The organism is Primorskyibacter sp. S187A, from assembly GCF_049800955.1.
In the GTDB taxonomy this organism is placed as follows: Bacteria; Pseudomonadota; Alphaproteobacteria; order Rhodobacterales; family Rhodobacteraceae; genus JAKVBH01.
Genome location: NZ_JBNAGA010000006.1, coordinates 13,700 through 39,158 on the forward strand (window position 1 = coordinate 13,700; position 25,459 = coordinate 39,158).

A 25,459-nucleotide genomic window follows, 5' to 3' on the forward strand; every position below is an offset into this window, starting at 1 on the left:
CAGGTAAGATGGACTGGAAATCTCTCCCCGCCTTTCTCGCTGTTGCTCGTTCAGGCTCGCTGCGGGCAGGCGCGGAACAAACAGAAGGCACCCATGCCACCGTGCGCCGCCAGATCGAAGGTCTGGAGGCACAGCTTGGCACGACGCTCTTCCGCAGGAATGCCGGCGGGCTGACACTCACGGCTGCGGGCCGGCGCCTTTTGCCGCAAGCCATCGAAGCAGAGGCCGCGTTGCTCAAAGGTTTTAGCGCGGTGCAGGGTCTGGACCGCGAAGCCGCTGGTCGGATTCGCCTGTCAGTAGACCCGTTGACGGCACATTACTTACTGGCGCCGGTTCTCGCAGATTTTGCAGAGCTCTACCCTGAGATCGAGATTGAACTGAAGCTTTCTTACTTCCTTGATTCAATCGAGAAGGACGAGACTGACATCTCGATAAGACACGTTGTTGAAGTGGAAGAAGATGCCGTCGGGCGAAAGTTGTTTCCGCTGTCCTTGGGGGTGTTTGCATCCCGCCACTACATCGACACCAAGCTTCCAAAAGCCGGGACAAAGGGTAAAGGCCTGACCTGGATCGGTTATGGAGAAGTTCCCGAATTGCAAAAAATGATCGCGGCCACGCCGTTCTCGAATGCACGCGTCCGACACATCATCGCGGACCCGCAGATGCATCTGCACATGGCCCGCGCGGGTGCGGGCATGACATTCCTTGCAAATTGGGCGTCGACGGTGTTTCCCGAGTTGCAAAGGGTGCCCGGGGCCCAGTTGGATAAACGCCGGTCGACGTGGATCTTGCTGCACGGCGGGCTGCGACGGGTCAAACGCGCACGCCTGCTCGTGGATTATCTCAGCGCGGCACTTCTGGAACGGCGCGCGGAATTCATCGGGCAATGAAGTCTCCAGCCGTTTTAGCCAAAGGGGTACGATCGAGAAGCTCAAAGGCACTATCATGACGGCCCCCAACGGCCGGTATTTGCGCCGCATCGCAGTGCGAAAGATTGTGCATAGGTCGCACAATCTGCGCTGCGAACGCGCGCGGCGAGAAGTGAGCGGGTCTGTTATGGGTTCACCACCGACCAAAGCTGCATGAGGGACTGACATCCGCTTCGAGATGGCGAACGGCTGGACCGTTCGCCAAAGTTGCTCAGATGTCGATACGCTCGGCAATGCTCAGGGCATCCTCAAGTTCAACGCCAAGGTAACGCACTGTGCTGTCGACCTTGGTGTGCCCAAGTAGCAGTTGGACCGCGCGAAGGTTGCCGGTCTTTCGGTAGATCTCGGCTGCTTTTGTCCTGCGGAGCGAATGGGTGCCATATCCGCTTGGCTCCAGCCCGATCGCCGTGACCCAATCACGCACCAAGCGTCCATACTGGCGAGTTGAAATGTGGGGCCGGTCATGGAAGCGACTGGGAAACATAAATCGACACGCAAGCATCTCGGGAGATTTGACCCAGGCTAACACACTTTCACGCGTGTTTTCCGTCAGTTCGAACTGGACCGGTCGCTTGGTCTTACTCTGGATGACCGACACGCGTTCTCGCACACGATCATCCTTGACCAGGTCAGACACAGCCAATTTGACGAGATCACAGCCGCGCAACTTGCTGTCTATGGCGACGTTGAAAAGCGCCAGATCGCGTAGGTAACCCGCAAGTTCGAGCCGCGCCCGAAGCGCCCAGACCTGCTTGGGCAGCAAGGGCCGTTTTTGACCGATGATCCGCCCTTTGTTCCAGGCTCTGCGTTTCGGGGTGGTTGCGGGAAGTTGGACTCTTGGCATTATTTGCCCTCCGATCCACCCTCCAAGCCCAATCATCAGCACCGCGCTGACGGGATGACACTACAATTTGATCGAAGCGTTGGTGTCGGAGATTCAGTACGGCGGTTGTTGCCGCGCCAGCATTGGTCCGTTCAGAGCCCTTTGCTGTTTTCCGTGCCGCGGCGAAAGTCAGGTTTAGGAAAGCTGATGGAACCATCTGCAGCCATTGATCAGGCGTAGGAACGTATCCCTTTGCACGCCCAAAAACCGGCACCAAGCAGGACGATCAAGACAGCAGCCGTCGTTAAGCCCGATTTCACAATAGAAGCGGCGCTTGCCGCCAGGACCGTGTTGGCGGCTACGTCTGGCCAACTCAGGATCATGAAGCAGATGCCAGCGTTCTCCAGATAGTCAGCGACCGCCGCCGCAACCGAAAGCCAAATTCCAACTCGAACAAGCTTTGGACTGACGTCTCGTGACCCAAGCCATTTGAGCAATGACACCAAGGTCAGGGCCATGAGAGCGGGATACACCGTATCAAGTGGAATCTGTCGCGTGAGATAGTACTGCCGTCCACTGGGTCCCAGTCCATCGATCAGCGCACTGGCCAGCTCAGCGGAATACCCGCCGGGGCGCATGTCGAACGGTCGCAGGCCGGACAGAGTCTCGATATTCGCTAGAGTGACGAAAATCATCACCAGATAGACCCCAGCGGCCGCGAGACCGAAGAGTGCCGCTTGCCGCCCGTACTGCGTGGTTGGTGTCATCATAATCATTGGTTTTTCTCCTTAGCTTTGACACCCTGGTACTGAGCGCGCGCAAAGCTGGCATTATCGTTTGATAAGGAATTCGCGATTTGGACCTTTTGACTTTTTTGAGCAGGTCTCCGGGCGCTTTGGACAAAGTCAGCGCGCGTGAGTTCGCGGCGGCATGGGGCGTTGAACATGTTGAAAAAGGGCGTCGCATTGCGACCCAGGGCGAACCAGAGCCACGGGAACACATCATTCTGGATGGGCGCGCCGCGAGCCTTATCACAGATCCTGAAGGTCGCGCCGTTTGTGTTGGCTTTCACGTTGGCCCGTGCGTGGTTACCCCAAATGTCGCGAGAACCAGACAAGGGACCTCGCTCGTATCAATTGATGTCGTGGCGGACGCGTTGGTTGCGCAAATGGACAGCCGTGCCCTGACGGAGCTCATGGTGGCATCGGAGCCAATTCGCGAATGGGCAAACGGCATTTTGCAGCAAGAACTGGCCCGTAAGACTGATCGGGAGTGGTGCCTCGCCGCCCTTGGCGGCGCAGATCGCCTTGCATGGTTTCGGAGAGATTTCCCGCGTCACGAAGGTCTTTTCGGTCACTATTTGATCGCATCTTTTCTTGGGATCACACCGGTCACACTCAGTCGGCTTCGAGGTGCCGAGCGCGACACAGCTGTTGATTAAAGGTTCGATCGCGCGACCCTCAGATCGCAGAACGGTCAGATGTGCCGATCGAAGCGAACAAACTCACTTAACCCAGAGTCGGTTTCTGCACAGTGCTCCAACGTTCACTACGCGTATCGAACTGGTTGCACACCCGCATTAAACACGATCCGCCGCAGTCGAAACGTTGGGCCCTCAACGACGGCAGGTCGACCGATCCTATCCATTCGAAAATGCCGCACGTCTGCGCGGCTTGAGTCCCAAGCAACCAGATACCAAAGCGGCGGCAGTATCAGCATGGCCTGAGGTTCTACGCAGCGCTGCGTCTTTGCGCCTTTTGCATCGATGTAGTCGAATTTCAGAGACAATCGTTCAAGAAACGCCCGCTCAAAAGCCGGGAGCAGCCCACTATCGATCTCTCCCACATTGGAGACACTAACATTCGGGGCAAGAGGCCCGACGTAAAGGCAGTCCAACAATCGTCGGAGGTCGCGCAGCTTGTCAGGCGGCAGGGACTTCTCGATCTTAGAAAGCCCGCTGTCGGCCAAGCCCGCAAACGGGAGCGATCCGGCGGCACGCATGCTCGAAATGCCAATGATCAAGGCGAAGACCTCGGGAACCGACAGTCTGGGTGTTGTTTGAACAGAGCTTGGGTCAAGGTAGATACCGCCGCCACGACCCTGTTCGGCGATTATTACGTAGCCCTCGTCTCGCAGAGCAGAGAGGTCGCGTAGGATCGTGCTTCGCGATGCCCCGACCTCTTTACACAAGGTTTCGAGCGTTGTCGCGGAGCTGCGGCGCAGGTTTCGAATGATGGCGTCTTGTCGGGATCGGCTCTTCATTCCTAACGGCTACTATAGAAAGGTGTCAGGGCATGGAACCTTTTAAGGTTAAGCCGGTGTCAACACATCCAAACCGGAGACACCGACATGACCACGATCACAGATTTTCCCTCACCCAAACTCATCGCGCTGAATGGCATTGAGCTTGAGGTCTTTGAAGCGGGGCAGGAGAACAAGGGTAACCCGATTGTTCTGTGCCACGGATGGCCCGAGCATGCATATTCCTGGCGCCACCAAATACCGGCCCTTGCGGCGGCTGGTTACCACGTCATCGTTCCTAACCAGCGTGGCTACGGCAACTCTTCGCGTCCAGAAGATGTGACCGAATACGACATCGCGCATCTGACGGGTGATCTTGGCGCGCTTCTGGATCAGTTTGGCTATGACGATGCGGTCTTTGTCGGCCACGACTGGGGCGCTAACGTCGTTTGGAGCATGGCAATCCTGCATCCAACCCGCGTCAAGAAAATCATCAACCTCGCGCTCCCTTATCAGGCACGGACGCCGATGCCATGGATCGCGTTTATGGAGACGGTTTTCGGAGAGGACAATTACTTCGTCCACTTCAACCGGAAACCCGGCATTGCAGATGGCATGTTAGACCGTAATGCCAGATCGTTTATGCGCAACCTTTTCCGCAAGAACCTGCCGGCGCAGCCGCCGGAGCCGGGCATGATGATGATCAATCTCGCGCTGGCGGAAGAGCCTTTGGGTGAGCCTGTGATGAGCGACGCAGACCTAGACGTATTCGTATCTTCGTTTGAAACAACCGGCTTCACCGGGAGTATCAACTGGTACAGGAACATGGATCGAAACTGGCACCTTTTGGCGGATATCGACCCGATTGTACGGCAGCCAGCATTGATGATCTACGGGACGCAGGACATGATCCCTCCCTCAGAGAACCTCAAGGATTTTGTCCCGCATGTGGAAGTCGTCAGCCTAGAGAGCGGCCACTGGATTCAACAGGAAAAACCACGAGAGACCACGGACGCAATCCTTGGCTGGCTATCGCTCGATCTGGCTGCATGAAGCTGGGAGGTCCTTGCCCTTCGGCAAGATCGGAGGGTAAAGCTCGTCGCGATGGTTCGGGACCAAAATGGAAGCGACGACATCCACGTTCTTTCTTGAAGGCGACAAACAATCGCGCATTTCTGTGTGATGGCATCCATGAATGCGGCCATCCAGCGAAGTACGAGAAACGACCACTTCGTCCGCGACCCGGAAATTCCCACCAAAAACTTTGCAGCGCCATGAACCGATGGCCGCTATCACCGCCGCTTTGCAGCGTCGGAAGCCGCGCACGTGCAGCGGTTTTCGTGCTGCGAGCGCGCGCAGCGAGAAATCCAAATTTACAGGTTGGGGCTCTTCGCAGTCATTCGCTGCAAGTTGTTTGAACGTCTGCTTCGGCAAGATTTGGCAGTCGGGCACCAATCAGAGAACAATCACATATCTAACTTTTCTTGGCGTCTGCCAAACGCTGGGCACGGGCTTTCTGAGCTTCCATCCGAGCCGCTGTCCCTGTCGATGGTGGGTTGGGGTTTGTAGGGACAGAATTGTTGGCTGGGACCATCGAGCCGCGCGCTGGCAAATTCTGGAAGCCTAGGAACTGTCGAGAGCGCATAGCGGCATATTCTGGAGCAGTGGCTGTGCCCACCAAGAACCGATTGTATGCTTGCTGGCTACCCATTGCGGCACGGCTAAACGCGTAGGTTCCGCCTAACCCTGATGTCAAAGCTGGCATCACGATGTTGCCGGATATCGCTCTGACAATGAAGGGTGTCGCAATGATAAATCCCTTTGCCATCAGCACCATCATGAAGAATGGAATTAGAGCGCCGATGTTGGTTGCGCCTTCGGGATCTCCTAGCTCAACAAGCAGCGCGCGCGATACACCTGTAATCGTAGCAAACACTCCGGCCACGACGATTGGGTATAGCGAAAACGATACCAAGGCCGACAGCCATCGAGCGAAGTAGTCTTTTGTAACGTCGAAAAGCGTGAGGAAGATCATGATCGGAGCGATTCCGATCAACAGAGCGATCATTAACCGTGACGCAACGATTATGAAGGCAGCAAGTCCGCCAAGCAGCGAAAGCAGAACAACTCCTATAGTGTCCATCAACGCGCCTGCCATCCAATTCAGTTCTGCTCCTGCGGCGTTGAGATAGTCACCTAAGCTGGCAATCAATCGGTCAAATTCTTCGGCAAAGGTCCCCGAGGGTCCCGGTGTACCGCCCCCCACCGATGCGACCAATGAACCTGCTATGCTGTCGATCCCGCTCAGAACAGCGGAGGAAAGCGAATTGAATTGAGCCCAGTTGGTTGCAAAAACGCCTACAAGGGCGATTTTGATGGCTAACCAGAAGGCGCTTCGTCCGTCTACTGATCGGTACTGAAACGCGGCGTTCAAAAGAACAAAAATTACGACGATAGTTGTAGCTACCTGGATAATTGTACCGGTAGTAGCGGCGACGGCGCCAAACTGTGTTTCGGCAGCATTCTCCAGAAAGCTCTCAGCTGTTTCAACGAAGTATGTAACGACCGACATACTGCGACCTCAGTTCCAACGCCCTTGAGCAACGCAAAGTTCTCTGGCGAGCGTCCGGTTGGATCTAATCGCGGCTTCGTATTGCTCGGTCGCTTCGTATACATCATGGCGATCTTCAAGCCGGGCAAACCGCTCCCGGTATTCAGCAAGCACAGGTTCCCAGTCAGGAAACCTGTTGTCGCATGAACAGTCGTTTCTTGAGGCGATCAAATCGAAGGAATGAGCGCGATACATTCGCTGGAGCAAGTATGCCCGATGCGCGTCTTTGGGGCCCATGTCGGAGATTATCGGCGGTTCTTCCGGGCGATCCTGGCAAAATGGAAAGGTTTCGCTTTCGTTTGCCAACGCTTGTTGAGAGATCGCGTCCAGTACCGTGGCAGCTAAACCAAGAATGACTGGGACAGCCCACCTCATGCCGCTTGTCCAGACTTGTCGCTCTCATCGTCTTTTGAGCGTTTGAGGAACACTGTAACGACGCTTCGGTAGTTGTCCGAGTTGACTACAGATACGACTTCAAAGCCGGCATGCCCCCATTCTGCAAGTTCAGTCTTCATTTGAGCTGTCATACCCTGCTCCGAAAGATCGTAAGTCAGGACTTCATGTTCAAAGGTCTTCATGTTGCGTTTCCTCCCGTCTGTCCGGGCAAATAAAATTCCGTGATCCCGCGGTCGCCTGCATGGCGCGCGGCATGGATGATCACGTCAATTGAGCTTTCGATGTATTGTACCATGTCGGTGTGGGTCATCGGCACTTCAGTCTTGAGAGCGGCGATCGCTAGGCGTTGAATTGCCAACTGGGGCGTTTCGGCGTGCAAAGTGGTCATGGACCCGCCGTGGCCGGTATTGATCGCTTCAAGGAAGGTCATTGCTTCGGAGCCTCTGACCTCGCCGAGGACAATGCGATCCGGGCGCATGCGCAACGTAGACGTCAGCAACGTGTCAGCGTTGCGTGTTCTTCCGTCCCGGCTGGCCAGGAGGGTCACGACATTTGGTTGCGCGGGGATCAGTTCAGCGGCTTCTTCGATTGTGATGATGCGTTCCTCTGGCGCGACGAATGACAGGATCTTGCGGGCTGCTACCGTCTTGCCAGTCGACGTGCCGCCCGAGACGATCATGTTCAGCTTGTGTGCCACGCAGAAGCGGATCGCGGCGTAGATATCGCCGTCCTTGACGACCTCTCGAAGTTCCCGGTTTCTGTTCAGCCTGTCTGTCTCGAGGCTGCGCTCAGCCCCATAAAGGAATTTCAGCTCCACGTCGTGGAGGGGCAGGGAGGTGAAAAACCGCAGCGAGATCGACATGCCTTCGCTGACGGCCGGTGGCATGATGACTTGCGCGCGCACCGGGCGGTCTCGGTACTTGATGCTCACGGATACGATGGGCTTGTCTTTGCTGATCGTCGAGTTTGAGGCCGATGCGATCTGGGTTCCGATGTCCTTGATCTCGGTCGGCGTCAGGCTGCTCTTCAATTGCGACATGAACCTGTCACCCTGGAATTCGCCCCAGACAGAACCGTCAGGGTTGATGCAAATCTCGATGACGTCGTCGCGGGAAGCATCGGGGAGCTTGTCGAGCGAGGCCTGGAGGTAGGCGCCTGACATCAGAAGATCTCCAGATCACGGTCCACCATCACAGTGATCCTTGCACCCTGTTCGACATAGATTACGGGACCGATGGACAGATAGTCATGAATGACACTGTCAGCGCTGTCCGCAAAGTCGTCGCCCACATCTTCAAGGATCTCGGCAGACGTTTCGTCTTCGACCTGCGCCGCGGCGGCGCCGGGTAAAGCCGTGATCAACGAAATGAGGGCCGCCGAGCCGAAACGCTCCTTGAAACGTGTGTCTACAAACCCCGTAGCGCCGGCGCGCCCGAGTTCATCGCCTCCAAACGAGCTGATTGTGACCGTTTGGTTGGTGGGCAGGATGATCCGATCCCAGGCGATCGTGATCCGGCTTTGTGCGATGTCTGCACCTGAACGGTATCGGCCGATCAGCTTCGATCCTCTCGCAATCAAGATGCGGGACCCGTCGTAAGAGTGCACGTCCTCGGTAACGACCGCGCGGACTTGCCCGGGGAGTTCGCTCGAGATTGCCGTTTCCATCGCGGCCTGGATCATCGTGCCTTGCACAATCGTGTTGCCGGGGTTTGCGATGACCTCGGCTTGCGTGACGGTTGAGGGTAGGGCGCCGTTCAGGACGAAGTCGGTCACGTCTTCGAAGGTCCGTTCCGCTAGCTCGCCTTCGCCCGTGCTGTTTCCGCCAAATGCGATGGTCGGCGACTTGATCCGCGCTTCCTGAAACGCCGCTTCCTCGTCCCTTCGGCGTTGCAGCTCAGCCAAGCGTCTTGCTTCTTCCTCTCGTTGTAACCGCAGGCGTTCGGCTTCCAAGAGGTCGGCTTCTGACGGTCCAGGCGCAGGGGCGGGGGTCTGCAGTTTTGCGAGGTCGAGGTCCATCCGCAGTTGTTGAAGCTCCCGATCTCGGGCGGCCAGTTCTTCAGCAAATTGGTCCTGCGCTCGTTGTGAGGCTTCTTCCAGGGCGGCAATCTTTGCCGTCAGTGCGTTGATGGCGTCTGCGGCAGCGGTGTTTTCTTCAACAACCGGTTCCGGTGCGTTCTGCAGCGCTTCGATCTCGGCACGAAGGGCTGCAAGTTGTTCTAGCAACTCCGCATTCGGCTCGGGGTCCGACTCGACAACCACGACTTCGGGTTCCGGCGGGGCAGGGGGCACGAAGGGCTCGATTTCACCAAACCCATCCCCGGTCATCTGAAACTCTTCTGGTTGCGCGGTTGGGAGCGGGTTTTCTGGTGTTTGCTGCAGAGCTGAGTAAACGAGCAGGCCCAGAACCGCGATCGCGCTCGTTCCAAGAAGTGCCACTAGAAGAGAGGGCTTTGATCTCGGTTTGGACGGTTGCGCGCCTTCGAGTGCCGCGAGGCGTTTGCTGAGATCATCGATATCGCTCATGACGATTCCCCCGCATTGGTCGATTGAATGCAAACGATCTCGTCCCCCAGCCTCAGGACCCATTCGCGACCTACACCGGAGACCCGCAGCACGCCGTCCTCGACTTGCGTGCTGTTGACCGTTCGCTCGCGGCCATTGTTGTGCTGGAAGATCGCGGGAACGGGCGCATTGCGGGGAAATCGGAAGAAGGTGAACGTGCCGTCGTCCCACACCGAAGACGGTGTGAAATTCGTCCGATCGCTGGCGGCGTAGTTGTAGTTCGGAGCGCTCTGCGCAACTGCATTTGTGGGTCGCTGGTTGTCCTCGGGATACCGAAACTGGACCACGTAGAATGTGGGTGACGAGCTCTCAGTCACATTGAAGTAGTAGCTGCGTCGGTTGGTATAAACGGTGATGTTGGTGTGGACCCCTCGGGCATTGGGTTTCACTGCAAAAGCCCGTCCGCCGGGCACTCCGTCGAGTTGAAAACCTTCGGTGTCGCCAGCGATGATTGAGCGGATGGTTTCGCCTTGTCCGAACTCAACCGTCGTCACATGGGTCAGGCTAACTTTGAGCCGATAGACCTGCCCGTCTTGGTAGGTTGCCACACGGACGCGGCTGTCATTCGGCCCTGATCTTGGAATGGCCTCGGCAAAAGCGGTGTTTGCCGCAACCGATACTGAGACCGACAGAAGAGCGGGAAGGATCAAATGCATAGTCAATTCTCCAACCTGTCGGAGCGAATGGCATACTCTGTGACGGTGAAGCCGAAGGGGTTGGTCCAGACATCGTCGATGGACCGGCGTTCCTCGGGACGGAACTCGAAGAGCAAGGTGGCCGTGAAGAGCCCGGCTTGGATCCCCTGAGGTGAGGTCAGCCGCTTCCGCAAGCGAACGGTTGCGCGATTGCTCCCGATCCGGTTGATGCTGAGAACCTCGACATCAAGGCGGGCATTGGCTCCATAGACCTTGGGCGGATAGGCATCGGTGTTTGCACTGTTCCAGATGTTGCGCATTGAGGTCTCGGCGGCCCCGTCGGAGCGCTCGAGAATGCTGCGCACGCGGACATCGTTGTCGAGTTGATTGTAGGTTTCGCGGTCGGTCACGTAGCGAAACACAGCGCTCTCGATGATGGCCTGGTTTTCTGTGACTGAGACCGCGCCCACTGAGGCATTGGGAAGCGCCAGGCCGGTCTCGGGGTCATAGGGTACGACAACGGGAGCCGGATCGACGTCGAGGATTGAGACGGCTGCGGCCGAAAGACAGCCTAAAACACCGAAGATCAGACCAGCGAAAGCAAGTCGCTGCCATAGCTGCTCCCTACGGCGTGCCCCGTAGATCAGTTCTTCTTCGACAATTTCGGCTTCGCGCGTCACGGGCCAGCGACTCCTATCTGGCTTCAAGCTTGGGCAGAGTGAAATCCATGTACCGCTGTTCTTCGGCGATGGTGGCGGCGTCGATGACGCCGGTTTGTCCGGTCCCGACCGTTTGCACGGCTTCGAGTTGCCACATCGCGACCAGCGCGATCGCCAGTTCCGCCGTGACGCGCGTGTTGAGATCAACACTGTCTTTCAGCTCTTCCATGTCGCCGATCATGCCAACGAGGCGGTCCACCCGTTGCAGAGACTGGCCCGCCTCCTCGTAGGAGGTCTGGGCCGCGGCGGACATGACAGCACCCGTTGTGGCGCGCGTCGCGGTGCGACTTGCTCCGTCATTGCCGCCCGTCGCCATCTCTCGCAGCGTGTCTTCGTCGAACCCGGCCTCGGCCAGAACGCGCGTCATTTGCGTTTCGATCCGTCCTGCGCTGTTGCCCGCAAGTCGGGAAAAGTCGCCTTCGCGAATAGCATCAATTGTTGCCAGGATGTCGCCGAACTCCTGATCAAGAAGCCCGTTCAGCTCGTCCTCCATTTCGGTGCGGATGACAGTGGGAAGCTCCATCAGCCCCGTCAGTGCGGCATAGGTGTCTTGAAGCTGGGCGAGCTGCTCTTGAAGCGTGGCGAATTGCTCGCGCAGCTGGACGAGTTGTTCGTTCTGCAGGACCTCGTCCTCGATCATCTGCCGGAGTTGCTGGATCTCTTGCGCAATGTTTTGCGTATCGACCGTCGGCACGCCTTGGGCGACCGCCGGAGCAATGAGGAAAGGGGCAGGGGCCGTTGCCATCAAAAGACCCAAGGCGGTCAGGCAAAGGCGGCATCGCGCCCAAATGAAAGTTCGATGTGTCATTCCAAGTCCTCCAACGTAAGATCCATGAATTTCTGTTCCTCGAGTTGTGCGGAGGCCATGGCGATCTCGGCCGCGCTCAAGGGTCGTGTTCGGGTCGCTTGCAGGCGTGTTCGTGCGGCGATGAGCCGAACAAGTTCAGCACGCGCGTAGGCGTTCAACGCCATCGACTCCTGCAGGTCCGACGTTTCACCGATCCGCTCGACGATGCTGGCAATTCGCATGGCGGCGTCTTGAATAGACGCCATCGAATAATTGCCGTAGGTCGCAGCACCAGCGCTTGTCAGCGAAAGGTTCGAGTTGGCGAGCAAGGTCTGGTCGATGGTGCCAAGCGCGTCTGCACCGCCCATGCGGGCGAGATAGGCGTTGTATTTTTGCGGGATGACGGTGACGTAGTGCCGGGTTTCCGTGAACGGCGGCACGCCGCTGTATTCGATGACCCGCCCCGGACCCGCATTGTAGGCGGCAAGCGCATAGATGATGTTGCCGTCAAAGCGTGCCAGTTGTGCCGCGAGATACCGCGCACCTCCATGCACCTGCAGGTAGGGGTTGTCATAGTATTCCGGATAGATGCCAAGATCGCCGGCGGTACCGGGCATGATTTGTGTCAAACCGAATGCACCGACCGGTGAACGTGCGCCGATGGTGAACCGGCTTTCCTGCCAGATCAGAGCCTGCAGCAGGGCACGCCATTGGCGGACACTCAGTCCGGCGCGGCCGACGCCCCCAAGACCGTGGGTCTCCTGTGCGACACGAATGATGAGTTGCTCAATATTGAGTGCGGCATCGCCAAACATCTGATCTGCGCCTGGATTGGGATCATCTGCGGCGTATAGAAAATCTGCAGATTGCTCTGGCGTACCGCCGGCCTCGAGCACGTCGATGGTGCCGGGAATGCCCTGGCGGCCGAAGCTCGTTTGCGCGTCGAGGATCTGCTGGAGCACCCTTAGTTGCTCGCGTTCGATCTCGGCGATCTGCTCCTTCACGGAGAGCTTTTCGCGTTGAACGGCGAGATCACGTTCGCGATGCGCATTTGCCGCCTGGTTGCGCACCGCCAAGCCCGCATCCACGGTTGGCACACCTTGAGCATGCGCCGTTCCCACACTGATGCAGACAAAGCAAAGATATGCCACGTATCTGGAGATCACTCGAGCCACCCCGTGCTGTGATCGGCATCGCCCAAGGGCTCAAAGTTGCAGTTCTTCTCGGCAGGCCCTCGCGCTACGAAGCTGAAGCAGTTGGCTTCAGACGGTCTGTACTGCTCGCAGCCCGCGAGGGCTGAGATCAGGATCAAGAAGGGAACGAAAAATCTCATGTCAGCCTCCAGAAGTCGGGATGTGTTCGATAATCTGTGCCGACTAGCTGTTCGCCCTTTTCCATCCCACCGAGGATTGTGAGCAGGGGACCCAGAGCGCTGAGATCGGTGTCGACAACAACGGAACCCTGATCGTCCCGCACCAATCCAAGACGTGAGTTGCTCGCAGTGTTCAGTAGAACATCGAGCTCTTTGTCGTTCAGATTGAGCATTGCGTAGTCAGACGCATTGGCCCGGATATTGGGCAGCAGGATTTGTGTCGGAACGGCTTCGATGATGGTTTTCCCAGTCCGCGTCTGTTCCAGCTGGCTGGCATATTGGGTCATCATCACGACAACCGCGTTCTGTTTTCGAGCGGTGACCAGCCAGTTAGACAACCGCTCGGCAAAATAGGGATTGTCCAGCGCCTTCCACGCCTCGTCGATGACGATGATTGTGGGTTTGCGATCCTCGATCTTTCGTTCGACCCGCCGAAAGAGGTAGGACAGAACGGCCATCCGCTCCTTCTCGCTTTCGCTGTCGAGGATGCCGGTGAGATCAAAGCCGACGATCTCACCTTCGAGCGAAAAGGTATCCTTCTGAGTTTGTCCGAAGATCCAGCCGTATCGCCCGGTCTCCGCCCATTCCAAAAACCGCTCGTGTAGGTCGCCATTGTCATCTGTTGATCCAAAGAGCGATGCGAGATCAGACCAGTTCCGGAGGTCGTCGTGGGCCGCCGTTGCGTTCTGGCGGACCACTTCCTGAATGCGGTTGGTTTGGGCAGGCGAGAGCGGTTTGTCTGGACGCTGGATCAAGGCCACCAGCCAATCGGACAACCAGGCCTGACCGCGCTCATCGATCTCGGTACGAAGGGGGTTGAGCCCGGTCGGCTCGCCTGCCTTCACAGCCGAAAAACGGCCACCGTTTGCCCGGACCGCCATTTCCATGCCCTGCCGATAATCGAAAACAAAGACACGTGCCCCGATGCGGCGCGCCTGCGTGAGCAGGAAGGCAGACAGAACAGATTTGCCTGATCCGGGACGACCGAGGATGAGAGTGTGCCCGCCGGTTGGCTCTGCGGTTGGCGCGCCCTGTTCATGATAGCTGAAGCGATAGGCGGATTGCTCCGGTGTCGGAAACATCGTGATTGTCTGGCCCCAGGGGACCTGTTCATTGGTCTTGCCGAGTTGGGTGCGATGAAAGGCAGCGAGGTCGGCAAAGTTCCGGTTGGTGATCGCCGCCTTGCGGCTACGGGCAGCGGTGTTCCCGGGGTGCTGCGCGAAGAAATGGGTCCTTGCCGCGAAGGCTTCGGTGATCAGATTGACACCTTCGGACGCCCCGATGTTGCGCACCTCCCCGGCAATGGCGCTGAGCTCTTCCGGTGTGTCACCGAAGACAGTGACAGTCATGTGGTGATCGCCAAAGCTGAGGCGTTTTGACTCCAGGTCGTCGAGCGCGTCGGCGAGTTGGGCCTCCAAGGAGATTGCGCCGTCATCGGCGGCGCGCATCAGCCGCCGCTGGCGCTTGATCCGCGATGCCATGATGTTCGAATTGATGGGTGTGAACGAATGGGTGACGACCATATCTACCGGCAGGTTCAGGTCATCAAACATCGTGCAGGCGGTCTTCGGGGGATAGGTCTTGATGGCGAATGTAGTCCCGTAACGGGTCCCCACCGCGCCATCGGAGACGACAAAGGATGCGTCCTTGAATGTCACCCGGCAGTTGGCAACGTCATGCGCTACGAAGCCATAATTGGAGGACAGGAAGAGCGGCAGTTCCCGGCCCGTGTTCAAGCCGCCAAGAAAGCCCAGGAGTTCACCCGTGCTCGCCTCGAGGAGACGCGGCGACATATCCGCAAAGGTCGATTTCAGGAAGCCGACAACTTCGCCCAGGCGGCGCAAGCGTTTCTCCGTCTGGGCCGCAAGCAGCGAAACGGATTTGCGCGTCGAGAAGGGCAGACGTGACACGAGGGCAGGGCGGTGCACCACGGTCAAAGTCAGCGTTTTGTCCCGGAGGCCCCGCTGATCCAGAAATCTGCGCCATTCTGTATCGACGGCTGCAGCGAAATCATCGCCTTCCATTGGCCGCAGGTGGTGCTCAATTCCCTTCGAGACCTTGTGCACATAGAACCCAAAATCCGGACCGATCTGGGCGATGATCTGCGCAAAAAGCGCCCGTGTTTTGTCGAGGTACACATCATCGGTCGTGTTGCTGTTGACGCCTTTCAGCCGAAGGCATTGGAAGAGTTCATTGCCACGCGTTCGAACTGTCTGGTCGTCAACCAGGTTCACGTAGGGGAGCATATGGGCCAGTTGTCCTTCCCTGCTGGTCCATGTCGGAAGAAGCGTGTCTTGCGCTTGGACGTCGTCACGGGGCATAGCTGTCGCCCCCGTGTATTCGACGGTTTGCGGTCGGTGGGGTTTCCTGCAGAGTGGTGGCCACCACGTCGAGGAAATTGGGGTCCCAATCCGCCGCTTTCCAAAGGGCCGGATAGGCCGCCGCTGCCGCAATGGCAACGGCCCAATGCTGGATCCACAGGAACAGCAAAACGGACCCAAACAGCCAGACCATGGCGTACATGATCGGCAATCCGATCAATTTGGGAGGACGCACGAGCCCGGTGAAGAGGGGGGACTGTTCCGCTGCCATCTGGGTGATCCTCAGGTTGTCCAGATTGCCGCGACGATGGTCGGCGCAGCGGCGATGCCTGCGATGGCAACAAGAACCCACAGTGCCTGGCGGAAATCGAGGATGCCGAAGAGCCAGGAGAGGAAGACACCGATCAGGGCAAGTGTGCCAATCACGATACCAAGTGGGCCGGTGATGGCGTCGACAATCCCCTGCAGAAGAGTCTGGATTGGCGACAGGTCGATGCTTTGCGCCAGGGCAGGGGAGGCCGTGGCAAACAGGAGCACGGCCAGAGCCAGGGTGGCGTTCGGGTTTGGTTTCACGAGGTCTCTCCTTCAAGCCGGTTGAACACGGCCAGCACACGGCTGACGTGGTTTTGCGTTTCTCGGTAGGGTGGGATGCCCTTGTGGCGGGCCACGGCCTCGGGCCCGGCGTTGTAGGCGGCGAGGGCAAGCCGGACGTCGCCGAACTCGGCCATCATCTGCGCAAGATATCGGGCGGAGCCGTCAAGGTTCTCGCGCCAGTCATAGGGATCGACGCCAAGCGCACGAGCCGTGTCCGGCATCAGTTGACCGAGACCAATGGCTCCAACACGGCTGCGGGCGGCCGGGTTGTAGGCGCTTTCGATTTCGATATTGGAACGGAAGACCAGCCGCCACTCCGTGACGGTGATGCCTGCGCGCCTCAGACCGGGGTGGGCGGCATAGCGGAGGGCGGTGTCGTCAATTGCCGAGAGGATTTCTGGGGTGGGGGCAAGAGCTCTTCGGTTGACACCGTCGGTTCGGAACTCATCGGCGGGTTCATTCTCTGCATCCCCAAGGATCGCCAGCTCCTGGCTTGCCGATCCTTGGCCGATCCCATCATTGTAGTTGCGCGCGAAGTTGCTTTGCGACGTGGAGGCCCGAAGCGAGCCGTCGCCCTGCATAACGAGAACCATCCCTTCGCTTTGCGCGGCTGCGGGTGCCAGGCAGATAGCGAAGACACTAACGATGCGACGGGTCAGACGCGGTGTCAGATGGAAGCGTGTGCGATGCGCGTCCGCCCTCGTAAAGCGGGATTGTAATATGCGTGAAGCCAAGACTTCCAAGAAAGGAGATGAGGCCGTTGGCGGTCTTGAAGGTTCTTGGAACGATCTCGGGACCGTGGACCGTGTGGTGTCTCGCAGGGACAAGGAGTTTCTCGAAGGTTCGCGCCGGATCAACGACACGAATGATCCAGGCGCCATACCAGACAGAGGACTTTTTCTCGGCTGTTTGGACACAGACGACCTCTGCGCTGCATGCACTCTCAATGAGGGTCTTGAACAGCGTCTCTGTAACCACATTCGGAGCACCTTCGCTTGACTGAGACCCCATGTCTGCGGACATACCTCTTGGTTTGCAGGCCGGGCCCTGGTGACGGATATGCTTACGATATGAGATTATAATATTGACAGCAATATAATATTGAAAATATGCTGACCAAGCGACAGATAAAGCTCTAGATCGTTGTTTTTAATCGTGAAAGAGAGGAAGACGGCTATGGTCAACCCACCAGCGCTTCTTTTCATCTTTATAGTATCAGCGGTTTTCTGCGGATCTGAGGCGCGTGCGATGACCTGTCTTTCGCCACCACGACCGTTCGTTCCGAGCGATCCGGCACAAGCCCGCGAATTCGCGGATATCATCCAGAAGGATTTCGAAACCTACATCGCTGAAATCCAGCGATACTTCCTGTGCCTCGACGAAGAACGCGCCCGCGCCTTTAACGAAGCCCAAGAGGTCAGCCAGGAATACGGCCGCTTTCTCGAGAGCGTATCCAAGGACCGTTGATTGGCGTCAATCTCCGTCGCCCTGCTGCAGGGTATGCGTTGAGCGTCCCCCCTCCTTGAGAGGGATGTTGGCGTGACTGCATCCAAGATCCGAGAGGAATGAGATCAAACCGTTGGCGGTTTTGAATTCGCGGATTTGGACTTCGTCCTTGTCCGCGGAGGCTCTTGAGAGAACGAGCAAGCGTTCAGATGAGCCGTCCTGGCTCACTCCGCGAATGACCCACTTCCCGTACCAGACTGCCGCTTTTCGGCTGGCGGATGAAGTGCAGATGACTTCTGCATTGAAGCCCTCTGCCATCAGGCTTCGCAAACGACCTTCGGTGACCACATTTGGTGCGGTCTTCCCCAGATCAAACGTCATTCCTTCCCCCTTGCCAGCATACACCTCTTCGTCTTGAAAAGGTCAGCCGCCCCAAGTCACGTCTCAGCCGCACAGCGACGATGTTATGATATCGGCGCGATTCCGCTGATAGCATTAACCATCATGTCGACGGGAATCCAATACTTATGGGCGTTCGGGGTGTGTTGATGCACGTCAATCGAGGCGTCGATCTTGTAATCTTGCACTGAGTTGATGACGGCGATCTTTAGCCCAGGAATACGGTGAAAGAGCGCTTTCCTCCTTTCGGTGCCGACGCGTCTTGTTGTCTGATATCGCTGGCCAGAGTTTGAAAAGCTATTGAACGCACCACAAACGTTTCCTTGACTATTTTGCATCATATGATTACTTTGACTGCATCATATGGAGAAACCCATGTTGGAACCCGTTCAGTTCGCTCCCGAAGACGGCACCGTGCAACCCGTTGCCGAGGCTGAAAAGATCACCGCCATCGTAAAGGCTGTCGTCCGCGCTGCAGACGCATGGGGTTTGTCGAATACTGAGGCGGCCGCACTTTTTGACGTGCCGAGTGCAACGTGGAGCAGGATGAAGGCCGGCACTTACAAAGGTGTGCTCGACCAGGATAAAGTCACACGGGCGAGCCTTCTGATCGGCCTCTTCAAGGGGCTCCGGCTCTTGTTTAACGGTCCGCTGACTTACGGCTGGCCTAAGACTGCGAACGCCGGACCTGGATTCAATGGTCGGAGCCCGGTTCAGGTCATGTGCGATGGTGGCATTCCGGCGATGATGAAGGTTAGACAACACATCGATGCGCTCCGGGGCGGCGTGTGATCCGAGCCGAAGACCTAAATCAAGTCGACTTCACCGACCCGACGACAATCCGCCTGATCTCCACAGCCTATATCGACGAGCCGGCAATGGCGACGCTGGCCGACGATGCGGACGATCTGACGATCCTTGAAGAGATCGAAGGGCTGACGTCAGCGCGTCGGACGGTCACGCTTCCCGTCCCGGGCGGGCTTGACCCAGCCGAGTTGTTGACCGCGGCGGCCGGGTATGGATGGACCTACGTTAATGCCGCGTTTTGCTATGCGCGCGCGACAGGTAACCGGTTCAACGGGCCGGAACGAGGTGCCTGGTACGCAAGCTATGGAGAGGACGCGATTGAAACAGCGCAAGCCGAAGTGTCTTGGCATCTGACGCGAGAGTTGGAAGCAACGGGTGTCTTTGAAAACCTTACGGCCTATCGCGAACTGCTCGCTGGTTTCACGACACGAATGCATGATCTGACGGACAGCGTAGGGGAGGGGGTTCTGAGCCCAGAACCGCGCATCTCCTATCCGATCGGCCAAACGCTTGCGCAGGACGTGCTGGGTTCAGGCGGCAATGGGTTACTCTATCCTTCGACACGCCGAGACGGAGGAAGCTGCCTCGTCGCGTTCCGCCCACACTTGGTTCAGAACGTCCGCCAAGGCGACACCTGGACCTTCACTTGGAGAGGAGAGGCCACTCCCGAAATCACACGCGCATAGTGGCCTCGTCATTGGCAGGCCGGGCGGGAAGCCGACCTTCGCTGCCTTCGCACAGCCTCCATCTCAGTTTGTTCAAGCAGACGTTCGAAGCTGCCACCTTGAACTGTACCATCCGAGAGAACTGCCATACCATGCGGCTGATTTGCGTTCTGCCTTTATCGTTTTCTGGAGCACTGAAGTAGTGTTGGACCTCATTAAGGTGCGCAAGAACCCGACTTTATTGATGGCTCAAGAATGAAAAAACCCTCCACTAAAGAGCTGATCGAAACCGAATTGAGCAAGGAAAATCCTGACTGGAAGCTAGTAGAGAGCTTGAGTCGGGACGAGGTTTCCCAAGACCCTTCAAATGTTCGGTTCTCAGTTGATGCAGGCCACATTCAGCGGCTTGGCGTAGAGCTGGTCGGCAAGAAAGACACAGCATTATCCGAGCTGATCAAGAACGCATTCGATGCAGACGCGACCGAAGTGAACCTGGATTTTCAGGATAGCAAGTCAGTCGATGGTACGCTTACGATTTCCGACAATGGATCCGGAATGACACTGGATGTCATTCGCGATAGCTGGATGCGCATCTCCACCGACGTCAAGGCAGAGCAGCCGATATCACCGCTTTACAACCGACGAAGAGCCGGGCGTAAGGGGATTGGCAGATTTGCTGTCCAAAGACTTGCAAAGAAGCTCGAGCTGCGAACGCGCCCTGCTGGCGAGGCGCACGGCTACTCGGTGTACTTCAATTGGGACGAGGAGTTTACGGCGGGAAAAGACCTTAACGAGGTCTTCAATCGAGTAGAAACCTTTGACAAAGATGCCGAAGAACAAGGCACTGAGCTTCGCATGGAGCTTTTACGTGATGCTTGGAGTACGGCCGCCATAGCAAGAGTCTGGCGAGCGGTGTTGCTGCTGCAGCCTCCTTTCAAAGTGGCAAAGGTTGCTGGGCAAGCGTCCGGGAAGAAGGCTGATCCCGGCTTCCTGGTCAGAATCAATGGCAAAACAAGCGAAGAAAGCGCTGATACGTTCTCAGTAGAAGACGACTTCCTGAACCAGTCTATCGCTTCTATCGAAGCAAAAATTGAAGAGGATGGGAGTGCAAGTGTTCGAGTGACTTCCAAGAAACTTGAGCTGGACGACTCCGAGACCTTTGACGACAAGTATCTTCTAGTAGGGCCCGTTACTCTCTCATCGAGCTATTTCATCTATCTGGCCGAAACGCTTTCAGGGATGAAAATGGTAGACGCGGCGGAAATGGGGCGGCGTTACGGTGGAATCCGAGTTTACCGCAACGGCTTCCGTGTTCTTCCCTACGGTGACCCCAAAGACGACTGGCTCGGCATGGATGATCTCGTTTCTCGCAGAGACTTCCTGATGCCCGGGAACAACAGGAACTTCTTTGGTCAAATAATTGTGGGAAGCGACGAAAACCCGTTACTTGAGGAGACTGCAAGCCGGGAAGGGCTTGTAGAAAACGAAGCATTTGATGAACTTCGTGATTTCGCGCAAAAGGCCTTAATCTGGGCAATCACGCGCGTTGCCTCAGCCCGGAACAGGAAGCAGACTGCTTCTCAACCAGGGTTCGTTTCAGAAATCCGCCCCCCTTCAAAATCGATAAGGAAGGCCATTGATCTTTTAGAACAAGAGCAACCAGCAAGTGACGATGGCAATGAGCACGATCGGAACGAGCCCCCCAAAGATGAGCCTCCAAAGATTCCCAAAGATGAAATTCTCGGCGCACTAAAGGAAGCTGAAAAGGATGCCAAAAGCTCCGAGGAGGAGAACGAACGCCGAAGGCAGGCCTCATTGCAGTATGAGGCAATGCTCAGGCTCTTGGCTTCGCTAGGGCTATCGATCAGCGTATTCGGGCATGAGGTCAAAGGCGCACAGGAAGCCATCAGAGCACGATTGCAACTCCTAGAAGATGAGTTCTCTGAGTTGCCGGATGGAGACAAAAAGGCAGAGTTGCGACAGCAGCATGAGCAGCTTGAGGCTGCAACACGACGGCTTTTTGATATCGGTGGATACATCGCTGGGCTAATGTCTCAGACCGAAAGCCGCGAATTGCGGGAGCTCTCGGTATCAGGTACTCTGAAGCGCTTCAGTGAGCAGTTCGAGAGCTATATGTTTAAACAGCGGGTTCAGTTCGAACCTATCAGTGTGGATCCCTCCAGCCTGCGAACCACGGAAATGCACGCTAGCGAATTTGACTCCGTTCTTCTAAATTTCCTCACGAATTCAATTAAATCGATGAAAAAAGCTCGAGTTTCGCAGCGGAAAATCAGGATGGACGCTAGAAGAGACGGGAAGCATATTGTCTTGGGTTTCGAGGACAATGGCGTTGGCGTACCTGATCAGCAGAGAGACCGTATTTTTGATGCTTTCTATACAACGACACTGACTTCTGAAGACGACGGTGTCGCTGGTCCGGGAACGGGACTTGGACTTAAGATAGTTTCCGATATTGCCAAGAGTTATGGTGGAAGTGTTTCGGTCGTTGACGCAAGCGAGGGTTACTCGTGCCGCTTCGAGTTTCGCATTTTGTCGAGTGAGGCCTAGAAATGACCTTTAAGGGTGTTTTTGTCGAAGACAACGATACAGAAGCCGTTTTTGCGAAGCAGCTATCCACCAAAGGAATTCTAGAGCTTGAACATGAGCGCCCTCGGCCAGTCTCACAACACAGCAAAGAACTTTTTGCCACCCACCCTGATATTCTTGTACTCGACTTCAGGCTGGATCTCGACCTTGGCGAAATGGATGCGAGCGAAGCCTACAAGGGCAGTGCCATGGCTCAGCAAATTCGTGACCTAGCCGTAAACGAACCACAGCATGATTTTCCCATTGTGTTGGTTTCTAGTGAAGAGAAGATTCGCGAGCAATTTGTACCGGACCGCACTTCACATGACCTATTCGACAAGGTTTCCTCGAAAGAGCATGTTACCAATCAACGCGCCCATGTGCGACAGGAGTTGGTAAGCCTGTGCGCCGGTTACGAAACCCTTCGCGGTAAAGTCGGGGCTTTCGATATTTGCGACCTTACCGAGCTGCCTACCGATGAAGACTACGCGCTTGACTATCAAGACTTGGCTCAGGCTATGAAACGAGCTTCTGCTCCGCATCTCGTCGCTGCAGTGTTTTTAAAGCAACTTCTCGGCCGATCTGGCCCTTTAGTTGGGCTCTTCGATGCCTGCGCTCGCCTAGGTGTCAGCAAAGACGAAGCCCCGAAGATAGCCGATATGCTCAGGGATGACGGTATCTCCTACGGTGGATTGTTTTCTGAAGGATGGCTGCGCTTTTGGTCACATCGTTTGGACGACTTTTCACGGAAGATATTCGGAGGTAGGGCAACAGGTTTCTCGTCCGAAGAACGCGCAGAAAAACTATCAAAAGCCTGCGGCGTTGGTTTCTCTCCGGCGCTCTCTCCATGGACAGGTAAGGCTGACGAATTGATTGCATTTGCTTGTTCGTGCTGTTCAGAAGGAACTGAGATGCGGCACTCTGTCGGTGTGTTCGAAATGGAACTGCCAAGCTATTCAGTGCGTCGAAGAATCTGTTGGCGTTGCATACACGACGACAGTTATCTGCACGCCACTCCTCCGTTTGTTATCGACGATGCCGACGCCAGCGTCGTTGAAGAAGTTAAGAAACTCGAAAAGCCGGTATAGTGCGTTGACAGACATAAAGGCGGCTGACGCAGGGAATGCACTTCAAGCAATCGCAAACAAGCTCAACTCGGCTCAGGTTTTAGAGCCGGAAGGGTTGAACACTCTCAATCGTGTTGCGCGTGATCTAAAATCAAAAAAGCGGAAGAAAGAATGGCCTTTGGAGGTCGATGATGGCCAACCAGTTCGCTTCAAGTTAGGGCAGACACCCGACGGAAAGAAGGTTCGTCCCAAGATCGTATTTGCCAACATCAAAGTGAACCAAGGGCTAGAAAGCAGACCACCCTTCGATTGTTTTGACCTTGCTATCGTACTAGAGGATGAGGCCCAAAAACCGCTTTCACGCTGGCACATTGATTTGGCAAACTCTACCGGTGAAGTGGTCCAATCTGGCCCGCTTTTTCATCTTCAGTTTGGAGGAAGAAACAGGGGGCAACATCGTGAGCACGACCACCCCATCAAAGAGCCCCGATGGTGCCATCCACCGATGGAACTTGCTTTGGTAAGTGAGATGCTAGTAGCGAACTTTTTTGAATCTGCATGGTTGGATTTGAGAGAAGATCAAGCTTGGTGTGCGAACATCAATCTGTTTCAAAGGCTGTGTTACGAAAGCTATCTGAATCAGTTACAGCGATGCTTAGCGACGCCGTCTGGATCAACAATTTTGAGAGACGTTTGGGCATCAAATTGGAAGTGAGACACTGCCTTTTCTAAGCGCCATCATCTTTGACGGTGCTTGCGTGCCTGGCTTAAGCCAGATCGCAAAATGCTAACGTTGGTGGCTATATCCCGAACGTCCATTGCCCCGAGAATCAAACGGTCGGCAATCTGGCTCGCCTCGTCAAAGTTGCCAGTTCGCAGACACTTATCGGCCTGGCGAAAGGCCGAAAGGACTTTGTTGTGATGCACTCTTGGCAAAAGAAGTTGGATTTTCTCCGCCTCTCTGGGCTCATGTTTCAAAGCTCCCGATCCGTATGAGCGACCGACGATTTCGGCTGAGAGTTGTGAGAAAGTTGAGATTGTTGATAAAGCGATGAGGTGTTTTTCAGTATCGGTTTTTTTCGACTTAAAGTAGCCACGATGCACGGAGTTGGTGCAATTGACGGCCGCTTTGTTCAGAAGAAGCCGCGGGCCGTTATGTTGCATCACAGGGAAAAAAGCGTCAGGCAAGGAGCCGTCATCCGGTTGGCACCATACCTTGCGTTTCTTGAAAGTGGAGCAAGTATTTCTTTTTTCTATTGAGTATGTTGATAGGTAGTTAACAACCTCGTCTGATACCTTGGATACGCCGTCCCAACTAACCAGATACCCTTTGCCGCCATCCCGGATCATCTCATCGAAGTCTTCGATCCGAAAATCCAGGCCTGACGCAAAAATGAATCTCGGTAAGACAGGCTTCAAACTTGAAACTGCGAGGCCTGACTCCATCCTTTCTTCTCTGTTTCGAAGGAAAAACCTGTTGTCGCCAGTCACCAGTCCAATCTGTACAGACAAATGATCTCCCAATTTGTGACACCGCTGGTCGGCAAGAAGCCTACTGTAAAGATCACGAGGGGCCGTGGTCAGACTGTCAAAAACAGAAGTTCCACAAGCAGACTTTGTGACTTCAGAACCTTCCATCCACATTTGAATCTGTGAGCTTAAATCTCGCACCCCAGAACACCTCGACAGTCCTATGTCGACTTCATGACCCTTCGCCGGCTCTTCGAACTTGTCGTCAGCCAGAAGCACGACTGTTTTTTCTTCCGTACCTTCGAGAAGGAACTGTCGTTCCTGCAGCTCGAAAGCTCTTACGTTCCTGAACGCGGAAGCGATGTAGTGTCGCAAGTTGACTGAATAGTTCGCGTGCAAGAAGCTACTCGGCAGTACCCAAGCCATCCGGCCTTTAGTCGCAACATATCGGATCGAAAGGCCTACAAAGTAGGCCCAAAGGCTAGCCCGTCTGTCTAGTTGAAGCCCAAATCCTGCAAGGGTTTGTCGAGCATACTCTCGTTTGCTGGAGTCGATCTTTCGATACGGCAAGTAAGGAGGGTTGCCGATGACTGACCCGAACCTCCCAAGCCATTCATCTGGAAACCCCTGATCCAGGAAGTCGCCCTCCACAAATCTCGTCAAGTCTACCGGGCCTTCAAACAGCTTGGCCAGATGTCCGAATGCCTCTGTATCGATGTCGCAACCGTAGATCTGCTTGTCTGGAGCATTCGCACCAAGCTCAAGAAGCCGATCACGTGCTGAACGAAGGAATCCGCAGCCTCCAAAGCTAGGTTCGAACACTTGACAGTCGTTGGTGGCGATAGCCCAAGCACATATGACGTCAGTCAAACCATGGTGGGTATAGAATGCCCCGAGTGCTTTTTTCCGTGAACCGTAGCTGGCCTGCAAGATTCTGCCTGTCACATATGTTGAGGTTGCTCGCACACTAAACACAAACTGAGGTGTTTGGAATTCAGAAATTCCGTATCTTCCCCAGTTTGCATCTAC

General features: G+C 56.0%; 30 protein-coding genes. 8 read left to right on the top strand and 22 right to left on the bottom strand.

Annotation, left to right across the window (positions count from 1 at the left end):
* Nucleotides 1–8: 8 nt before the first annotated feature.
* Nucleotides 9–890: a LysR family transcriptional regulator gene (locus ACP15S_RS20230; protein WP_425041463.1), complete on the top strand. Its 882-nt coding sequence runs from the start codon at nt 9–11 to the stop codon at nt 888–890.
* Between the two features lie 250 nt (nt 891–1,140).
* Here ACP15S_RS20230 and ACP15S_RS20235 read toward each other — a convergent pair whose 3' ends face one another.
* The 4 genes from ACP15S_RS20235 to ACP15S_RS20250 form a co-directional block, all read right to left on the bottom strand.
* Nucleotides 1,141–1,773 carry a tyrosine-type recombinase/integrase gene (locus ACP15S_RS20235; RefSeq protein WP_425041464.1) on the bottom strand — a complete coding sequence of 211 codons (633 nt, stop codon included), beginning with the start codon at nt 1,771–1,773 and terminating at the stop codon, nt 1,141–1,143.
* A 209-nt stretch (nt 1,774–1,982) separates the two neighbouring features.
* Nucleotides 1,983–2,528, bottom strand: coding sequence for a hypothetical protein (locus ACP15S_RS20240; RefSeq protein WP_425041465.1), 546 nt, complete (start codon nt 2,526–2,528; stop codon nt 1,983–1,985).
* Nucleotides 2,525–2,824 (bottom strand): hypothetical protein, encoded by a 300-nt coding sequence (locus tag ACP15S_RS20245; RefSeq protein ID WP_425041466.1) that lies wholly within the window; start codon nt 2,822–2,824, stop codon nt 2,525–2,527. Before ACP15S_RS20245 ends, ACP15S_RS20240 begins: the two co-directional genes overlap by 4 nt.
* 476 nt (nt 2,825–3,300) lie before the next feature.
* A complete protein-coding gene (locus ACP15S_RS20250) occupies nt 3,301–4,014 on the bottom strand; it encodes a helix-turn-helix transcriptional regulator (protein ID WP_425041467.1) in 714 nt (237 codons plus the stop codon).
* 87 nt (nt 4,015–4,101) lie between these two features.
* On the opposite strand from ACP15S_RS20250, the gene ACP15S_RS20255 reads away from it, so the two are divergent.
* On the top strand, nt 4,102–5,046 hold the full coding sequence (locus ACP15S_RS20255) for an alpha/beta fold hydrolase (protein WP_425041468.1): 945 nt from the start codon (nt 4,102–4,104) through the stop codon (nt 5,044–5,046).
* On the opposite strand, the gene ACP15S_RS20260 is transcribed toward ACP15S_RS20255, so the two are convergent.
* The 16 genes from ACP15S_RS20260 to ACP15S_RS20335 form a co-directional block, all read right to left on the bottom strand.
* Nucleotides 5,023–5,427 carry a hypothetical protein gene (locus ACP15S_RS20260; RefSeq protein WP_425041469.1) on the bottom strand — a complete coding sequence of 135 codons (405 nt, stop codon included), beginning with the start codon at nt 5,425–5,427 and terminating at the stop codon, nt 5,023–5,025. The two genes, ACP15S_RS20255 and ACP15S_RS20260, sit on opposite strands and share 24 nt — an antisense overlap.
* 40 nt (nt 5,428–5,467) lie before the next feature.
* Nucleotides 5,468–6,565 carry a type IV secretion system protein gene (locus ACP15S_RS20265; protein ID WP_425041470.1) on the bottom strand — a complete coding sequence of 366 codons (1,098 nt, stop codon included), beginning with the start codon at nt 6,563–6,565 and terminating at the stop codon, nt 5,468–5,470.
* A gap of 9 nt (nt 6,566–6,574) precedes the next feature.
* Complete coding sequence (locus tag ACP15S_RS20270; protein WP_425041471.1) at nt 6,575–6,979, bottom strand: hypothetical protein; 405 nt, start codon at nt 6,977–6,979, stop codon at nt 6,575–6,577.
* The gene (locus ACP15S_RS20275) at nt 6,976–7,182 is read right to left on the bottom strand and encodes a hypothetical protein (protein ID WP_425041472.1); all 207 of its coding nucleotides are present in this window, start codon (nt 7,180–7,182) and stop codon (nt 6,976–6,978) included. Before ACP15S_RS20275 ends, ACP15S_RS20270 begins: the two co-directional genes overlap by 4 nt.
* Nucleotides 7,179–8,162, bottom strand: coding sequence for an ATPase, T2SS/T4P/T4SS family (locus ACP15S_RS20280; RefSeq protein WP_425041473.1), 984 nt, complete (start codon nt 8,160–8,162; stop codon nt 7,179–7,181). The genes ACP15S_RS20275 and ACP15S_RS20280 overlap by 4 nt, the downstream gene beginning before the upstream one ends.
* Nucleotides 8,162–9,523, bottom strand: a complete 1,362-nt coding sequence (locus ACP15S_RS20285; RefSeq protein ID WP_425041474.1) for a TrbI/VirB10 family protein — start codon at nt 9,521–9,523, stop codon at nt 8,162–8,164. The genes ACP15S_RS20280 and ACP15S_RS20285 overlap by 1 nt, the downstream gene beginning before the upstream one ends.
* The gene (locus ACP15S_RS20290) at nt 9,520–10,218 is read right to left on the bottom strand and encodes a TrbG/VirB9 family P-type conjugative transfer protein (RefSeq protein WP_425041475.1); all 699 of its coding nucleotides are present in this window, start codon (nt 10,216–10,218) and stop codon (nt 9,520–9,522) included. The genes ACP15S_RS20285 and ACP15S_RS20290 overlap by 4 nt, the downstream gene beginning before the upstream one ends.
* Before the next feature lie 2 nt (nt 10,219–10,220).
* Nucleotides 10,221–10,877: a virB8 family protein gene (locus ACP15S_RS20295; protein WP_425041476.1), complete on the bottom strand. Its 657-nt coding sequence runs from the start codon at nt 10,875–10,877 to the stop codon at nt 10,221–10,223.
* 13 nt (nt 10,878–10,890) lie between these two features.
* Nucleotides 10,891–11,724, bottom strand: a complete 834-nt coding sequence (locus ACP15S_RS20300) for a type IV secretion system protein (RefSeq protein ID WP_425041477.1) — start codon at nt 11,722–11,724, stop codon at nt 10,891–10,893.
* A complete protein-coding gene (locus ACP15S_RS20305; RefSeq protein ID WP_425041543.1) occupies nt 11,721–12,800 on the bottom strand; it encodes a lytic transglycosylase domain-containing protein in 1,080 nt (359 codons plus the stop codon). Before ACP15S_RS20305 ends, ACP15S_RS20300 begins: the two co-directional genes overlap by 4 nt.
* A 65-nt stretch (nt 12,801–12,865) precedes the next feature.
* Complete coding sequence (locus ACP15S_RS20310; RefSeq protein ID WP_425041478.1) at nt 12,866–13,036, bottom strand: hypothetical protein; 171 nt, start codon at nt 13,034–13,036, stop codon at nt 12,866–12,868.
* The gene (locus ACP15S_RS20315; RefSeq protein WP_425041479.1) at nt 13,033–15,396 is read right to left on the bottom strand and encodes a type IV secretion system protein B4; all 2,364 of its coding nucleotides are present in this window, start codon (nt 15,394–15,396) and stop codon (nt 13,033–13,035) included. Before ACP15S_RS20315 ends, ACP15S_RS20310 begins: the two co-directional genes overlap by 4 nt.
* A complete protein-coding gene (locus ACP15S_RS20320) occupies nt 15,386–15,667 on the bottom strand; it encodes a type IV secretion system protein VirB3 (protein ID WP_299882694.1) in 282 nt (93 codons plus the stop codon). Before ACP15S_RS20320 ends, ACP15S_RS20315 begins: the two co-directional genes overlap by 11 nt.
* 11 nt (nt 15,668–15,678) lie before the next feature.
* Complete coding sequence (locus ACP15S_RS20325; protein ID WP_425041480.1) at nt 15,679–15,969, bottom strand: TrbC/VirB2 family protein; 291 nt, start codon at nt 15,967–15,969, stop codon at nt 15,679–15,681.
* Complete coding sequence (locus ACP15S_RS20330) at nt 15,966–16,583, bottom strand: lytic transglycosylase domain-containing protein (RefSeq protein WP_425041481.1); 618 nt, start codon at nt 16,581–16,583, stop codon at nt 15,966–15,968. The genes ACP15S_RS20325 and ACP15S_RS20330 overlap by 4 nt, the downstream gene beginning before the upstream one ends.
* A gap of 46 nt (nt 16,584–16,629) precedes the next feature.
* Nucleotides 16,630–17,001 (bottom strand): hypothetical protein, encoded by a 372-nt coding sequence (locus ACP15S_RS20335; protein ID WP_425041482.1) that lies wholly within the window; start codon nt 16,999–17,001, stop codon nt 16,630–16,632.
* 237 nt (nt 17,002–17,238) lie between these two features.
* Here ACP15S_RS20335 and ACP15S_RS20340 point away from each other — a divergent pair, with 237 nt between their 5' ends.
* Entirely contained in the window at nt 17,239–17,457 is a 219-nt protein-coding gene (locus tag ACP15S_RS20340; RefSeq protein ID WP_425041483.1) for a hypothetical protein, read from the top strand.
* A gap of 6 nt (nt 17,458–17,463) precedes the next feature.
* Here the strand turns inward: ACP15S_RS20340 and ACP15S_RS20345 are convergent, their stop codons facing one another.
* The gene (locus tag ACP15S_RS20345; RefSeq protein ID WP_425041484.1) at nt 17,464–17,817 is read right to left on the bottom strand and encodes a hypothetical protein; all 354 of its coding nucleotides are present in this window, start codon (nt 17,815–17,817) and stop codon (nt 17,464–17,466) included.
* Nucleotides 17,818–18,210: 393 nt separating this feature from the next.
* Between ACP15S_RS20345 and ACP15S_RS20350 the strand changes: the two genes are divergently transcribed.
* The 5 genes from ACP15S_RS20350 (at nt 18,211) to ACP15S_RS20370 (ending at nt 23,675) form a co-directional block, all read left to right on the top strand.
* A complete protein-coding gene (locus tag ACP15S_RS20350; protein WP_425041485.1) occupies nt 18,211–18,627 on the top strand; it encodes an antitoxin Xre-like helix-turn-helix domain-containing protein in 417 nt (138 codons plus the stop codon).
* Entirely contained in the window at nt 18,624–19,328 is a 705-nt protein-coding gene (locus tag ACP15S_RS20355; RefSeq protein ID WP_425041486.1) for an RES family NAD+ phosphorylase, read from the top strand. The genes ACP15S_RS20350 and ACP15S_RS20355 overlap by 4 nt, the downstream gene beginning before the upstream one ends.
* 234 nt (nt 19,329–19,562) lie before the next feature.
* Entirely contained in the window at nt 19,563–21,875 is a 2,313-nt protein-coding gene (locus tag ACP15S_RS20360; protein WP_425041487.1) for an ATP-binding protein, read from the top strand.
* Nucleotides 21,876–21,877: 2 nt separating this feature from the next.
* Nucleotides 21,878–22,981: a hypothetical protein gene (locus tag ACP15S_RS20365; protein WP_425041488.1), complete on the top strand. Its 1,104-nt coding sequence runs from the start codon at nt 21,878–21,880 to the stop codon at nt 22,979–22,981.
* A gap of 4 nt (nt 22,982–22,985) precedes the next feature.
* A complete protein-coding gene (locus ACP15S_RS20370; RefSeq protein ID WP_425041489.1) occupies nt 22,986–23,675 on the top strand; it encodes a hypothetical protein in 690 nt (229 codons plus the stop codon).
* A gap of 23 nt (nt 23,676–23,698) precedes the next feature.
* Here the strand turns inward: ACP15S_RS20370 and ACP15S_RS20375 are convergent, their stop codons facing one another.
* Nucleotides 23,699–25,360 (bottom strand): Eco57I restriction-modification methylase domain-containing protein, encoded by a 1,662-nt coding sequence (locus ACP15S_RS20375; protein ID WP_425041490.1) that lies wholly within the window; start codon nt 25,358–25,360, stop codon nt 23,699–23,701.
* Nucleotides 25,361–25,459: the final 99 nt, after the last annotated feature.